This window comes from Pseudomonas syringae group sp. J309-1, assembly GCF_032582135.1.
In the GTDB taxonomy this organism is placed as follows: domain Bacteria; phylum Pseudomonadota; class Gammaproteobacteria; order Pseudomonadales; family Pseudomonadaceae; genus Aquipseudomonas; species Aquipseudomonas quasicaspiana.
In genome coordinates, this window is record NZ_JAWHNU010000071.1 from 14,612 (window position 1) to 28,552 (window position 13,941).

The window sequence follows — 13,941 nt, forward strand, 5'->3', positions numbered from 1 at the left end:
CCGATGAAATGGTTTTACGATCTGAAGATCGCCACGAAGTTGATCGCGTCATTTCTCACGGTGCTCGCCCTCACCGCAGTCATGGGCGTTTTTTCCATCATTCAGCTGGGTCAAGTGAATGACACCGCCAGTGACATCCGCGATAACTGGATGCCGTCCATGCGTGCGGCGTCCGCCATGCGCTTTCAGGCGGCCAATTACCGCCTGAAGGAAAACCGCCACATCAGCACCGAATCCACCCAGGAAAAAACGACCGCAGAGCAAGAAGCGGCGGAAGCGAGGAAGCAGTTTGAGAGCCGGGTCGCGGTCTATGAAAAACTCATTTCCGGGCCGGATGAACGCCAGCTTTTCGACACGATGATGTCTGACTGGGCCGCTTATCTGACCGTCAGCAAAAACGTGCTGGCCCTTTCCATGCAGGGTGCTGAAGCCGATGCACGTGCTCTGTTGCGGGGTGAGTCGAAACGTACTTTTGACCTGGTGACGGCCGACCTGCAGAAAATGGTCGAATTTAACGACGCCGGTGCTGAAAAAGCCAATGTGCTGGGCAATGAACTGTACGCAACCGCGCGGATTTCGATCATCGCAGTGTTGATCTCGGCGCTGATCGTCGGCCTGGGCCTGGCGCTGTTCATCTCGCGCGTTATTTCCCGCCCATTGAAAGAAGCGGCAATTGTTGCCGAACAACTGGCAGAAGGTAACCTCAACGTTCATATCGAACCCGGCTCGAAAGACGAAACCGGCATGGTGATCAACGCCATGCAAAACATGGTCGGCAAGCTCTCGCACATCATCGGTGAAGTGCGCAACGCAGCAGACAATCTGGCCAGCGCCTCTGAAGAAGTCAGCGCCACCGCTCAGTCCATGAGCCAGGCCACCAGCGAACAAGCGGCCAGCGTTGAAGAGACCAGCGCCTCCATCGAACAGATGAGCGCCAGCATCAACCAGAACACCGAAAACGCCAAAGTCACTGACGGTATGGCCAGCAAGGCTGCCAAGGAAGCCACCGACGGTGGTGAATCCGTGCAGCAGACCGTTGTAGCCATGAAGAAAATCGCCCAGCGTATCAGCATCATTGACGACATTGCCTATCAAACCAACCTGCTGGCCCTCAACGCGGCCATCGAAGCAGCGCGTGCAGGTGAGCACGGCAAAGGCTTCGCCGTAGTTGCCGCTGAAGTGCGCAAACTCGCGGAACGCAGCCAGGTCGCAGCACAGGAAATTGGCGAGCTGTCGTCCAGCAGCGTCGACATGGCAGAGAAAGCCGGCAACCTGCTCAATGAAATGGTCCCGTCGATCAACAAGACCTCCGATCTGGTTCAGGAAATCAGCGCCGCCTCCGAAGAGCAGGCAGCCGGTGTCGCGCAGATCAACACGGCAATGACCCAGCTCAACTCGGTCACTCAGCAAAACGCGTCGAGCAGCGAAGAACTGGCTGCCACTGCTGAAGAGATGAGCAGTCAGGCTGAGCAACTGCAACAGGCCATGAGCTTCTTCACCCTGGACGCCGCGCCAAAAGCCGCCAGCCAGCCAGCGAAGTTCGATAACTCTTCAGGCACTACAAGCCGCAAGCCCTCTCGCCCGGCTCCACAAGCGCCGCAGAAGTCGTTTGCGTACAACATGGCAAGCACTCCGGATGAATCCGAATTCACTCGATTCTGAGCGGATCCACCCACTCGCTTGTCATGAAGGAGACAGACATGGGCGCAATCGCTACGACACGACAAAACGTGACGGTCGTTGAGGAACAGGAGCAGTACCTGACGTTCATGCTCGGCACCGAGATGTTCGCCATAGGTATCCTTGGCATCAAAGAAATCATCGAGTACGGCAATCTTACTGTCGTGCCGATGATGCCGGCCTTCGTCCGCGGGGTGATCAACCTGCGCGGCGCGGTGGTCCCGGTAGTGGACCTGTCGGCACGCTTTGGCCGCCCCAACTCGACGATTACCCGTCGCAGTTGCGTGGTCATCATCGAAGCCAATACAGCGGACGGCCAGTCACAGGACATCGGCCTCCTGGTGGACACCGTGTCAGCGGTGATGGACATCCCCGCTTCGCAAATCGAACCGCCACCGAGCTTCGGTGCAAAGATTCGTGCCGATTTCATCAGCGGTATGGCCAAGGTCGATGGCAAGTTCGTCATCGTCCTGGAAGTTGATCAGGTGCTGTCTATCGACGAAATGTCGAGTCTGGCCGCAGTCGATCAGATTCCGGCCATCGAAGCCGAACAACGCTGATCCGGGACGGCAGATATCGTGAACGGAACAGTGCTCAACGACAGGGAATTCAGTCAGTTTCAGTCCTGGCTGTACGGAGCCGCGGGCATCAGCCTGTCACCTGCGAAAAAAGCGCTGGTGGCGGGCCGCTTGTTCAAGCGCCTCAAGCACTATGAGCTGGAAAGCTACGGCGAATACTTCAAGCTGATCATGAGCGGCCAGCGCAGCGACGAACTTCAGGTTGCGCTGGATTTGCTCACCACCAATGAAACCTATTTCTTCCGTGAGCCCAAACACTTTGATTTTTTACGCCAGCAGGTATTGCCCAAAGCAACGCCGGGCAAGACTTTTCGGGTGTGGAGTGCAGCAAGCTCCTCAGGCGAAGAACCTTACAGTCTGGCAATGACCCTGGCCGAAAGCCTTGGCACCACGCCGTGGGAAATTATCGGCTCGGATATCAGCAGCCAGGTGCTTGCCAAGGCCCGTGCCGGGCATTACCCCATGGAGCGCGCCACCAACCTGCCCCAGCCCCTGCTGCACAAGTATTGCCTCAAAGGTATCGGTAAACAGCACGGTACTTTTCTGGTGGACCGTGGGTTGCGCAACCGGGTCAGTTTTATTCAGGTCAATCTAAATGAGGCTCTGCCGGAACTCGGCGAGTTCGACGTGATCTTTTTACGTAACGTGATGATTTATTTTGACCAGGAGACAAAGATCAAGGTTGTTGCCCGTCTGTTCCCTCGCCTCAAGTCCGGTGGGTATTTCATTGTCAGCCACTCTGAAAGCCTCAACGGCGTCAGCGATGCATTGAAACTGGTAGCACCCTCGATCTATCGCAAACCATGACTACCACCGTTGATGAAGTCTTTCTGGCGCCGGGCGATTTCCACTTCGCGACAAGCCCTACCCGCATACGCACGATCCTCGGGTCCTGCGTTGGCATCACATTCTGGCATCCGGTGCGCAAGATTGGCGCTATGTGCCACTTCATGCTGCCAACCCGGACCCACCGATGCGGCGTGCTGAACGGTAAATACGGTGACGAGGCGATCGAGATGTTTCTCGAGTACGCCAAGGCACACCGTACGGCGCCGGAAGACTATCAACTCAAGTTGTTCGGGGGCGGCGAGATGTTCCCCCACCATAAGCGCGGCGTGCATTACAGTGACGTTGCGCGGATGAATGTCCGTGCGGCACTGGAGCTTGCCAGCAGGCATGACCTGGATCTGATTGCTCAGGACATGGGCAGTACGGGCTACCGCAACGTCATTTTCGACCTGTGCAACGGACATGTCTGGGTCAGACACAAACCAATAAGGACAACCACGGAACATGGCCACGAAAAAAATAAACGTACTGCTAGTCGATGATTCGGCGGTAGTTCGTCAAGTTCTGCTGGCCATCCTCAACGACACGCCTGATATCCATGTGATGGGCGCTGCATCGGACCCGATCTTCGCCATGGAAAAACTGGCCAAAGAATGGCCGGACGTGATCGTGCTGGACGTGGAAATGCCCCGCATGGACGGCATTACCTTCCTGAAGAAAATCATGAGCGAGCGTCCTACTCCGGTGGTCATCTGCTCCTCGCTCACCCAGAAAGGCGCCGAAACCAGCCTGCAGGCGATGTCAGCCGGTGCGGTGGAAGTCATCACCAAGCCTACTACCGGGTTAAAGAATTTTTTGCTGGAGTCTGCGGCGGAACTGGTCGGTGCAATTCGTGCGGCAGCCAACGCCAATGTCAAAAACCTTGGCCGACGAGCAGCAGCGCCAGTACTGACACCTGCGACACGCTTGAGCGCCGATGCCATTCTGCCTGCCGCGCAGGGTCACGCCATGGCCCAGACCACCGAACGCATCGTCGCATTGGGCACCTCCACCGGTGGCACTCAGGCCCTGGAAGCAGTGCTGACCGCCCTGCCCCGCGTCTGTCCGGGCATCGTTATCGTGCAGCACATGCCGGAGAAATTTACCGCGTCCTTTGCCGAACGTCTTAACGGTCTCAGCCAGATTGAAGTACGCGAGGCAAAGAATAACGACCGCATCCTGCCAGGCCTTGCGCTCATCGCGCCGGGCGGCAAACACATGATGGTCACCCGCAGTGGCGCGTTTTATCACGTACAAGTGGTGGATGGTCCGCTGGTAAATCGGCATCGCCCGTCAGTGGACGTGCTGTTTCGCTCAGTCGCCAGATTCGCTGGCAAGAACGCCACCGGTATCATCATGACTGGTATGGGCGATGATGGCGCCCGCGGCCTGAAGGAAATGCTGGACGCTGGCAGCTCGACCGTCGCTCAGGATGAAGCAACCTGCGTGGTGTTCGGCATGCCCAAGGAAGCGATCAAACTGAATGCCGCGCAACGCATCATGCCTCTACACGACATCCAGCACGCAATCCTGCACAAATAGCGTTTTTCTAATGCCTTGATGCGGTTTTGCAGCTTGCTCTGTGAGGCGCGGTCTACGATGCTGTTTGCAGACTGTCAGGCCGCCCTACGCCGCCTCGGGTCGTCACGGGAGAACAACAAATGAAAACCGTCGCACAACTGCTCAAGCTCAAGGCGTCTTCGAATCAGAAAGTCCATACCATCTCCCCTCACCAGATGGTGCTCGATGCGCTCAGGCTCATGGCCGAGAAAAACATCGGCGCGCTGCCTGTGGTCGACAATGGCAAGCTGGTAGGCGTAGTCAGCGAGCGCGACTATGCGCGCAAGATGGTCCTCCAGGGCCGCTCCTCGGTGGGCACCCCGGTCAGCGCGATCATGAGCAGCAAAGTCATCACCGTCGATTCCCAGCAGAGCGTCGAAGCCTGCATGGGCATCATGACCGACAGCCACCTGCGCCACCTTCCGGTCGTGGAAAACGGCGAATTGCTGGGATTGCTGTCCATCGGTGACCTTGTCAAAGAGGCCATAGACGAGCAGGCCAGCCTGATTAAACAGCTGGAACAGTACATTCGCGGGGATTGATGCCATCGCGCAATCTCACGGCGAATAACGACCCTGTAGGAGCGCACGAGCACCGCGAGGCCGCGATAGCGTTCTGCCTGACACACCGCAATCGCGGCCTCGCGGTGCTCGTGCGCTCCTACAGATCACTGGCGTGATTGCCTGGGTCTACGCCAGCTTGAAATGACCGCGCAACGCCGCGATGTGCTCTGGCCCGATGCCGCAGCAGCCGCCGATCACTGAAGCGCCCTGCTCTACCCAGGTATTTGCCCACTTTGCATACGCGTCTGGCCCAAGGTCTGCGCGGATCTCGTGCAAAGTGTCGTTGGCGCCTTCTTCCTCCACTTCCATTACCGGAAACGCGTTGGCATACACGCCCAACTCGATCTGCGCCGATTCTGCATCAATCACTTCACGCGCAGCCACCAGCGCAGAGGCCATGACTTCCGGCTGGCTGCAGTTGAACAGCACTGCTCGCGCACCCAGTTCGATGGCAACTGCTGTGGCCTCAGCCACCGTCTCGCCGGAGCGCAAACGAGGACCATGGTCTTCACCGTCTTCCAGGGTAAACGACAGCCACAAAGGCTTGTCATCCTGCCCCAGCGCTTCACGTACAGCGCGTACTTCAGCGATCGAGCTTTGGGTTTCAGCCAGCCATACATCCACGCTAGCCTTCAGACCCTGAATCAGGATGCGATGGATCGCGACCGACTGATCATGATCGAACAGATCCGGACGATAAGAGCCCAACGCTGGCGGCAGCGACCCCGCCACCTGAACAGGTTGAGACGCCTCTGATGCGGCCTGACGTGCCAACTGTCCCGCCAGCCCGGACAGCGCCGGAGCGTCCGCAGTGAAACGCTCTTCACCCAGATGAAACGGCACCAGCGCATAACTGTTGGTGGTGATAATCCGCGCCCCGGCGTTGATAAAAGCCTGATGCGCCTTGAGGACAAATTCCGGCGCTTCGATCAGCGCCAGCGCCGACCACTCAGGCTGACGGAATGGCGCACCAATACGCATGAGTTCCCGCCCCATGCCGCCGTCTAGCAAGCGTAGCGGAATTGATTTTTCGATTGTGGACATGGGAACTCCTGAAAGCCGGGCGACCGTTGCGGGAATACACAGGCAACGGCTGATTGAGTTGAACAGTAAGAGCGTTTGATTAAACCCAAAAACCGTAGCTTATAACCAAAACAAAGGCGTATAGATCAATTAATAATTAAGGACATTTTTAATATCGCGTTTAAATATATACCAATTATTTGTATTCGATCTATTCGGTGATGTGATGAATCTACGTGCTGTTTTGCCTTTGAGTCTTGCCCTGCTGTCCGTCTGCTCTACCGCCATGGCCGGTGCGACGCTGGATAAAATCACTAAAAAAGGCGAAATGGTCGGCGTGATGATGGAGAACTACCCACCGTTTTCCTTCCTCAATGATCAAAACCAGCTCGACGGTTTCGACGTGGACGTGGCAAAAGCAGTCGCCGACAAGCTGGGCGTGAAGCTGCAACTGGCAACACCGTCCTGGGACGTCATTGCCGCAGGCCACTGGGGCAGCCGCTATGACGTGTGCATCTGCTCCATGACTCCAAGCGCGGCCCGCGCTCAGGTATTCAACTTCCCGGTTGAGTACTACCAGTCGCCAGCGGTCATCGTGGTCAACGCCAAGAATGATGCGATCAAGTCAGCCAAAGACCTTTCGGGCAAGAAAGTTGGCGTCATCAGCGCTTCGACCTACGAGGCTTACCTGAACAAGGATCTGGTCATTGAAGGTGCGGAAGACAAGCCGATCAGCTACCCGTTCGACGCTGTTCAGGCTGCACCGTATGACAACGAAACCGTGGCCTTTCAGGACCTCGCACTGGGCGCGGGTGTCCGTCTCGACGCGATGATCACCAACCTGATCACTGCACGTGAGCGTATCAATCAGGATCCACGCTTCAAGATCGCTGGCGAAACTCTTTACGCCGAACCCAATGTCGTCGCCACCGAAAAAGGCGATGCCGAATGGGATGCGAAGCTGACCAAAGTCATCGCCGAACTCAAGGCCGATGGCACGCTGGCCAAGATCTCCCAAAAATGGATCGGCTCTGATATTACCCAATGAGCGAGCATCAACCTGCCCCGCCAGACCTGAACGCCGGATCTTCGCGCCTGCTGCGAATTTTCGGCTTCAAAACGCGGCTGTACCTGACCTGGATGGTGATGCTCGGTCTGTGCATCGCGTTTTTCATGAGCTTCGACCTGAAGTTTTCGATCATCGCCGCGAAATGGGAATATCTGGTCGGCCTGCATCTGGCGCCCAATGGCTTCCTGCAAGGCGCCGCGCTGACCCTTTTCCTGTGTTTCTGCTCGATATGGCTCTCGCTGATACTGGGCTTTGCCACAGCGCTGGCGCGCTTGTCCAACAGTGCCGTGGCGTTTGGCATCGCCAGTTTTTATGCATCGTTCTTCCGTGGCACGCCGCTGTTGATTCAGATCCTGCTGATCTATCTCGGTCTGCCGCAACTGGGCGTGGTGCCGGGCGCGATCAGCGCGGGCATCATTGCCCTGTCCCTGAACTACGGCGCGTACCTGAGTGAGATCTTTCGGGCGGGCATCATCGGTGTTTCACCCGGGCAACGTGAAGCCGCTGCGGCACTGGGCATGCGCCCTACCGTGGTGTTCTGGCAGATCACACTGCCGCAAGCCATGCGCACCATCATTCCGCCGACCACCAGCCAATTCATTTCCATGCTCAAGGACTCGTCCCTGATCTCGGTAATGGGTGTCTGGGAAGTCATGTTCCTCGCGCAGTCTTACGGCCGGTCGTCCTACCGTTATATCGAAATGCTGACCACTGCGGCGCTGATCTATTGGCTGCTGTCCATCGGACTGGAGTTGATTCAGGCACGTCTGGAGCGGCACTACGGCAAGGCTTACAAAAACCAGCGCTGAGTTGATCACGGCACCGTTCAGTCAACTCAGGTGCGGGTGGACCGATGCGATGGGCGCAGCTAACCTGTCGCCCTTGCACCCTGCCTCTAGAGACTGAAATGACGACCCAACTGGACACCGTATTCGAGCGCCACGGCACCGACAGCAAAAAGTGGAGCCTGTATCCCGCCGACGTGCTGCCGATGTGGGTAGCGGACATGGATTTCCCGGTGGCCGAGCCGATCATTCAGGCGTTGCAGAAACGACTGGAGCATCCGCTGCTCGGGTACGGCGTGGCACAGGACAACCTGCGCCAGACGGTTGTCGAGTACCTCTGGCAGCGTTATGCCTGGCGTGTTCAGCCTGAAGAACTGGTGTTCCTGCCCGGCGTCGAACCGGGCTTCAACATGGCGCTTAATGCCCTGGTTCCGGCCGACTCGGGCGTCGTCCTGCAAACACCCAATTACTCGCCGCTGTCCCACGCGCCGAATCACTGGCAGCAGCCGCGTATCGAATTGCCGTTCAAGGCTGATGCCCAGGGCGAATACCACACCGACATCGCTGTGCTGAACGGCAAGCTGGCCAACGCCGGTGCCTTGTTGCTGAGCAACCCGCATAACCCGCTGGGCAAGGTTTTCAGTGGCGAAGAGCTGCACCTGATCGGCGAAGCCTGCGTGAAGCATGACGTGCTGATCATTTCTGATGACATTCACGCCGACATCCTCTTCGATGGCCGTCGGCATGTGCCCATCGCCTCTCTCAGCCCGCAGATTGCCCAGCGCACTGTCACCCTGATGTCGGCGAGCAAGGCTTATAACATCGCCGGGCTGAAAACCGCTTTTGCAGTGATTCAGAATGAGTCTCTGCGTAAACGCTTCAATGTCGGCCGCTTGGGTCTGGTCGACAGCGTCAACGTGCTGGGTCTTGAAGCCACGCGAGCGGCCTACAGCGAATGCGGCGAATGGTTGAGCGACGTCAACGCGTACCTGCAGGCCAACCGTGACTATCTGGCGCAAGCGGTGAAAGAACGACTGCCCGGCGTGGTCATGCACCTGCCACAAAGCACCTACCTCGCCTGGCTGGATTGCTCCGCGCTGGGTCTTGACGATCCACAGCAGTTCTTCCTCGAACACGCCAAAGTGGGGCTGAGTGCGGGAGTGGAGTTTGGTGATGATTGCCAGCAGTTCGTGCGACTGAACTTCGGTTGCCCAAGGGTCTTGCTGGAGGAAGGGTTGGCACGGATGGAGCGCAGTTTGCGGGATCGCTGAAGAAACAAAAAACCGGCACATATTTCTGTTGGAGCGAGGCTTGCCCGCGAAGAATAATGACGCGGTGGGTCTGGTCAACCGCGTCGACTGGTTCGCGGGCAAGCTTCGCTCCAACAGAGCCATCGTTTGCAATGAACACAAAAAAGCCCGGCTAGCTGGGCTGTTCCTGTTCGGACCTCGCAATCAATAACGCTGATACTGCGAACCGAATTCTTTGCGGTTTTCTGCTACGACCACTTTCTTGTCCAGGTTCACTTCAGCGCGGTCGAAGGTCTTGTTACCGGCACCGGCAACGCGGACTTCAGGAGTAACGACGCTGGAACGATCTGCAACCTGAGTGGCCGCAGCGACAGTCTGGGTTGGCGAAGTACTGGCAAAAGCGCCGGTAGCCGTCAGGATCGAAAGGGCAAAGCTCAAAGCGATAGTGCGTTTCATGATGTGGCTCCAATAGTTGTTTCGAAGTGATGGGGCCAATCTAAGGTCACAACCGCATTATGAAAAACCAGCCTTTAAAATACTGATTATCAGCCTCGTTGATGCTGGAGCGCGAGGTGTCTGGCTCGCGCTTCCCCAGCAACAGCGGGGCTTTTATCACTTGATGGTCACTGGGGCTTGCGCAACAGAACCCGGGTGACACGTCGTTCTTCGACACCCACAACTGTCATGTCCCACCCTTCCCAATCGAGCTTGTCTCCGATCCTCGGCAAGCGATCCAGCAGGCTCATCACCAGACCGGCAAGGGTCTGATAATCCTCGGTTGCATGGGCCTGAAAACCAACCCGCTCACGCACCTGGCTCAGGTTAAGGCCGCCAGAGACGATGAAACCATCGTCCTCAGCCACCACATCCGGACCTTCCACTTCGCTGGCATCCGGCAGCTCACCCGCGATGGACTCCAGAATGTCGGTCATGGTCAACAAGCCGATGAAATCGCCGAATTCGTTGACCACAAAAGCGATGTGCGTTGACTCTTTGCGCATCTGCTCAAGGGCGTTAAGGATCGAAAAGCTGTCCAGCAGGTTGATCGCTTTGCGCGCCATAAACTCCAGATTCGGCTCATTGCCGGCCAGCAGTTCTTTGAGCAACTCCTTCTTGTGCACAAAGCCCAATGGCTCATCCACGCGGCCTTCACGAATCAGTGGCAGGCGCGAATAGGACGAATGCATCAGCTTGGTCCGAACCGTTTCCGGGTCGTCCGACACGTCGATCAGATCCACCGCGGCCCGTGGTGTCATAGCCGAGCGAATCGGACGCTCAGCCAGTTGCAGCACACCACTGATCATCACCCGCTCGCGACGGTGGAACACCGCCTCGGTCTGTTCACCTTCAAGCATGTCGGCGATTTCTTCGCCCACCTCATCGGCGTCCAGCTTGCGGCCACCCAGCAGCCGCAACACGGCGTGGGCGGTGCGTTCACGCATAGGCCGCGCACCGTGCAGCGACTTCTTGCGACGCTTGCGAGCGACCTGGTTGAACAGTTCGATCAGGATCGAGAAACCAATCGCCGCATACAGATAGCCTTTAGGGATATGGAAGCCCAGGCCTTCGGCGGTCAGGCTGAAACCGATCATCATCAGGAAGCCCAGACACAGCATGATCACGGTCGGGTGCGAGTTGACGAACTTGGTCAGCGGCTTGCTGGCGATGATCATCAAACCGATGGAGAAAATCACCGCAATCATCATGACGGCCAGATGCTCAACCATACCTACGGCAGTAATCACCGCGTCGAGAGAGAACACGGCGTCCAGCACCACGATTTGCGCGACGATGGGCCAGAATCGGGCATACGTGCCGTTGCTGGTACGTTCGGCAACATGACCTTCCAGTCGCTCGTGCAACTCCATGGTGGCCTTGAACAGCAGGAACACACCACCTAACAGCATGATCAGGTCGCGACCCGAGAAGCTGTGATCGAACAGTTCGAACAGTGGCGCAGTCAGCGTGACCATCCAGGAAATACTTGCCAGCAAGCCAAGGCGCATGATCAACGCCAGCGAGAGACCAATGACTCGCGCCTTGTCACGCTGCTCGGGCGGCAACTTGTCCGCGAGAATCGCGATGAACACCAGGTTATCGATGCCCAACACCAGTTCCAGAACGATCAGAGTGAGCAGGCCAAGCCAGGCCGTGGGATCAGCTATCCATTCCATAGAACTATTGAATCTCTCGCAAACGGGTTTTGACGGATGTTAGCAAGCCTGCCGGACGTAAAATGACGTCGGCCGCACAGGACACACTAGACGGATTATCGAAGGGGGTATTCAGACGAGCTGATCCTGAGGGGAAAGCTGGATCGAGACTCAAATTATAAGCAAAGCGGTTAGAAGCGAAGCAACCGGGAGGTTCCTGAACGGTGTTCATACAATCCTGAGATTTATCACGGGATGTGATCCTACAACGAGAAAGTCACTTTCCCACTCACGAAAAGTATTACAAAGATTGACATCATTTCGCCCGGTCCGGCTAATTGCTTTGAACTTCCAGCGTCTGAACATGCCCCTTCTATATGGGCCGGGCATAACGTCGGGCGATTCTGGAGGCTTATCTTATGCCAGATGCACAGGGCAAAATTCGTTACGCAGTGGTTGCCGGAGGCTGGATTTCGCAAGGCGCATTCATGCCGGGCGTCGATCAGACTGATAATTCGGTGATGACTGCACTGGTGACTGGCGACCCGATCAAAGCCGACAAACTGGCTGAGCTTTACGACCTGAAAAGCTATGACTACAGCGAATTCGACACGCTGCTCAAGTCCGGGGAAATCGACGCGATTTACCTGGCCACGCCTAATTTCCGCCACCGGGAATTTGCCGTGCCCGCCCTGGAAGCCGGGATCCATGTACTGCTGGAAAAACCGATGGCAACCAGCGAAGAAGACTGCATTGCAATCACCGAAGCCGCCCAGCGCTCCGGCGCCAAGCTGATGATCGCTTATCGGCTGCATTTCGAGCCAGGCACTGTCGAGATGATCGGCCGTATCCGCGCAGGCGAAATTGGCGATCCACGGTTGTTCACGGCGACCTTTGCGCAGACCACCGATCCAAAGAATCACCGCATGCAGAATGGCTACTGGGCAGGACCTGCAGCGGACATGGGGCCGTATCCGATCAACGCGGTACGCAACCTGTTCGATGCCGAGCCGCTGGAAGTTCATGCCGTGGCCATTCACACGCCAGGGCGCGAAATCAATACGCCGGATACCGTCAGCGTGACCTTGCGCTTCCCGGAAGAGCGACTGGCGCAATTTACAGTCAGCTATAGCCTGCCGGGCACCCAGCGTTATCAAGTGATAGGCACCAAGGGCGAGTTTGAAGCATCGCCCTGCTTCGGTTTTGGTGAAGGCGTCGCGATCAGTTACCGGGCAATCATCGGTGACGAAACCAAAGAACATGAACATCCTGTGGTGGACCAGTTCGGCGGCCAGACCCAGTACTTCTCAGACTGCATTCTGCAAGACCGCGAGCCTGAGCCCGATGGCGACGAAGGCTGGCGTGATGTGCGTGTGTTGGCTGCCATAGAGCGAAGCCTGGAGACGGGCCAGACGCAGAAACTCGACCCGCTTCCGAATCGCCCGGGCATCAGCATCGAACAAGCCCGCCGATTGCCACTGGCGAAAGTGCCGGAGTATATCAATACCGATGAGCCTAATGAGTAAGCATCTGGCTGACTGACCTGGAATGATTCCCCTGTAGCTCACCGAGGTTACGAAACCAGCGACAGCGGTATGCCTGACACTCCGCAATCGCTGGCCTTGTAACCCCGGTCAGCGCTCATCCAGCATCACGTCAATGATGGATTTGAAACGCAAACCCGGTAGGAGCCAACCTGTTGGCGAAGCGAAATTTCTCACAATGCAGGTCCGACGTCTCGCCAACAAGTTGGCTCCTACCGGGTCACCGTTTGCTTCGCGACAGCGGTGTGTCATGGACACAAGGCGCGCGCTCATCCAGCATCACGTCGATAATAGATTGAAACGCAGACATGGTAGGAGCCAACTTGTTGGCGAAGCGGAATTTCTCACAATGCAGGTCCGACGTCTCGCCAACAAGTCCTACCGGGTCACCCGTTTGCTTCGCGACAGCGGTGTGTCATGGACACAAGGCACGCGCTCATCCAGCATCACCTCAATAATGGATTGAAACGCAGACCCGGTAGGAGGCAACTTGTTGGCGAAGCGAAATTTCTCACAATGCAGGTCCGACGTCTCGCCAACAAGTTGGCTCCTACCGGGTCACCCGTTTGCTTCGCGACAACGGTGTGTCATGGACACAAGGCGCGCGCTCATCAAATATCACTTCGATGATGGATTTGAAACGCAGACTTGGTAGGAGCCAACTTATTGGCGAAGCGGAATTTCTCACAATGCAGGTCCGACGTCTCGCCAACAAGTTGGCTCCTACCGGGTCACCCGTTTGCTTCGCGACAGCGGTGTGTCATGGGCACAAGGCGCGCGCTCATCCAGCATCACCTCAATAATGGATTGAAACGCAAACCCGGTAGGAGCCAACTTGTTGGCGAAGCGAAATTTCTCACAATGCAGGTCCGACGTCTCGCCAACAAGTTGGCTCCTACCGGGTCACC

At 57.0% G+C, this 13,941-nt stretch carries 13 protein-coding genes; 10 read left to right on the top strand and 3 right to left on the bottom strand.

What is annotated here, in order from left to right; translation table 11 throughout:
- Nucleotides 1-3: 3 nt before the first annotated feature.
- The 6 genes from RX972_RS25985 (at nucleotide 4) to RX972_RS26010 (ending at nucleotide 5,188) form a co-directional block, all read left to right on the top strand.
- On the top strand, nucleotides 4-1,662 hold the full coding sequence (locus RX972_RS25985) for a methyl-accepting chemotaxis protein (protein WP_122806235.1): 1,659 nt from the start codon (nucleotides 4-6) through the stop codon (nucleotides 1,660-1,662).
- 38 nt (nucleotides 1,663-1,700) lie between these two features.
- Entirely contained in the window at nucleotides 1,701-2,240 is a 540-nt protein-coding gene (locus tag RX972_RS25990; RefSeq protein WP_027902812.1) for a chemotaxis protein CheW, read from the top strand.
- 15 nt (nucleotides 2,241-2,255) lie between these two features.
- On the top strand, nucleotides 2,256-3,065 hold the full coding sequence (locus tag RX972_RS25995; protein WP_410478267.1) for a CheR family methyltransferase: 810 nt from the start codon (nucleotides 2,256-2,258) through the stop codon (nucleotides 3,063-3,065).
- Complete coding sequence (gene cheD / locus RX972_RS26000; RefSeq protein ID WP_316879749.1) at nucleotides 3,062-3,589, top strand: chemoreceptor glutamine deamidase CheD; 528 nt, start codon at nucleotides 3,062-3,064, stop codon at nucleotides 3,587-3,589. Before RX972_RS25995 ends, cheD begins: the two co-directional genes overlap by 4 nt.
- Entirely contained in the window at nucleotides 3,552-4,628 is a 1,077-nt protein-coding gene (locus RX972_RS26005) for a chemotaxis response regulator protein-glutamate methylesterase (protein WP_027902815.1), read from the top strand. The genes cheD and RX972_RS26005 overlap by 38 nt, the downstream gene beginning before the upstream one ends.
- Before the next feature lie 119 nt (nucleotides 4,629-4,747).
- Entirely contained in the window at nucleotides 4,748-5,188 is a 441-nt protein-coding gene (locus RX972_RS26010; RefSeq protein WP_027902816.1) for a CBS domain-containing protein, read from the top strand.
- Nucleotides 5,189-5,335: 147 nt separating this feature from the next.
- Here the strand turns inward: RX972_RS26010 and RX972_RS26015 are convergent, their stop codons facing one another.
- Nucleotides 5,336-6,253, bottom strand: coding sequence for a homocysteine S-methyltransferase family protein (locus RX972_RS26015; protein WP_316879753.1), 918 nt, complete (start codon nucleotides 6,251-6,253; stop codon nucleotides 5,336-5,338).
- 205 nt (nucleotides 6,254-6,458) lie between these two features.
- On the opposite strand from RX972_RS26015, the gene RX972_RS26020 reads away from it, so the two are divergent.
- The 3 genes from RX972_RS26020 (at nucleotide 6,459) to RX972_RS26030 (ending at nucleotide 9,357) form a co-directional block, all read left to right on the top strand.
- Nucleotides 6,459-7,280, top strand: coding sequence for a transporter substrate-binding domain-containing protein (locus RX972_RS26020; protein WP_122806238.1), 822 nt, complete (start codon nucleotides 6,459-6,461; stop codon nucleotides 7,278-7,280).
- On the top strand, nucleotides 7,277-8,110 hold the full coding sequence (locus tag RX972_RS26025) for an amino acid ABC transporter permease (protein WP_095098160.1): 834 nt from the start codon (nucleotides 7,277-7,279) through the stop codon (nucleotides 8,108-8,110). Before RX972_RS26020 ends, RX972_RS26025 begins: the two co-directional genes overlap by 4 nt.
- A 98-nt stretch (nucleotides 8,111-8,208) precedes the next feature.
- The gene (locus RX972_RS26030; RefSeq protein WP_316879757.1) at nucleotides 8,209-9,357 is read left to right on the top strand and encodes a MalY/PatB family protein; all 1,149 of its coding nucleotides are present in this window, start codon (nucleotides 8,209-8,211) and stop codon (nucleotides 9,355-9,357) included.
- A gap of 183 nt (nucleotides 9,358-9,540) precedes the next feature.
- Here RX972_RS26030 and RX972_RS26035 read toward each other — a convergent pair whose 3' ends face one another.
- Nucleotides 9,541-9,792 carry a hypothetical protein gene (locus RX972_RS26035; RefSeq protein ID WP_255879060.1) on the bottom strand — a complete coding sequence of 84 codons (252 nt, stop codon included), beginning with the start codon at nucleotides 9,790-9,792 and terminating at the stop codon, nucleotides 9,541-9,543.
- 167 nt (nucleotides 9,793-9,959) lie between these two features.
- The gene (locus RX972_RS26040) at nucleotides 9,960-11,510 is read right to left on the bottom strand and encodes a TerC family protein (RefSeq protein ID WP_316879761.1); all 1,551 of its coding nucleotides are present in this window, start codon (nucleotides 11,508-11,510) and stop codon (nucleotides 9,960-9,962) included.
- Nucleotides 11,511-11,908: 398 nt separating this feature from the next.
- Here RX972_RS26040 and RX972_RS26045 point away from each other — a divergent pair, with 398 nt between their 5' ends.
- On the top strand, nucleotides 11,909-13,015 hold the full coding sequence (locus RX972_RS26045) for a Gfo/Idh/MocA family protein (protein ID WP_027898608.1): 1,107 nt from the start codon (nucleotides 11,909-11,911) through the stop codon (nucleotides 13,013-13,015).
- The last annotated feature ends 926 nt before the right edge of the window (nucleotides 13,016-13,941 follow it).

Excerpts from the sequence above, each read along its gene's own strand:
- RX972_RS26020 (WP_122806238.1), top strand. The coding sequence starts at position 6,459 with ATGAATCTACGTGCTGTTTTGCCTTTGAGTCTTGCCCTGCTGTCCGTC.
- RX972_RS26010 (WP_027902816.1), top strand. The coding sequence starts at position 4,748 with ATGAAAACCGTCGCACAACTGCTCAAGCTCAAGGCGTCTTCGAATCAG.
- RX972_RS26030 (WP_316879757.1), top strand. The coding sequence starts at position 8,209 with ATGACGACCCAACTGGACACCGTATTCGAGCGCCACGGCACCGACAGC.
- RX972_RS26005 (WP_027902815.1), top strand. The coding sequence starts at position 3,552 with ATGGCCACGAAAAAAATAAACGTACTGCTAGTCGATGATTCGGCGGTA.
- RX972_RS25985 (WP_122806235.1), top strand. The coding sequence starts at position 4 with ATGAAATGGTTTTACGATCTGAAGATCGCCACGAAGTTGATCGCGTCA.
- cheD (WP_316879749.1), top strand. The coding sequence starts at position 3,062 with ATGACTACCACCGTTGATGAAGTCTTTCTGGCGCCGGGCGATTTCCAC.
- RX972_RS26025 (WP_095098160.1), top strand. The coding sequence starts at position 7,277 with ATGAGCGAGCATCAACCTGCCCCGCCAGACCTGAACGCCGGATCTTCG.
- RX972_RS26040 (WP_316879761.1), bottom strand. The coding sequence starts at position 11,510 with ATGGAATGGATAGCTGATCCCACGGCCTGGCTTGGCCTGCTCACTCTG.
- RX972_RS26045 (WP_027898608.1), top strand. The coding sequence starts at position 11,909 with ATGCCAGATGCACAGGGCAAAATTCGTTACGCAGTGGTTGCCGGAGGC.
- RX972_RS26035 (WP_255879060.1), bottom strand. The coding sequence starts at position 9,792 with ATGAAACGCACTATCGCTTTGAGCTTTGCCCTTTCGATCCTGACGGCT.
- RX972_RS25990 (WP_027902812.1), top strand. The coding sequence starts at position 1,701 with ATGGGCGCAATCGCTACGACACGACAAAACGTGACGGTCGTTGAGGAA.
- RX972_RS26015 (WP_316879753.1), bottom strand. The coding sequence starts at position 6,253 with ATGTCCACAATCGAAAAATCAATTCCGCTACGCTTGCTAGACGGCGGC.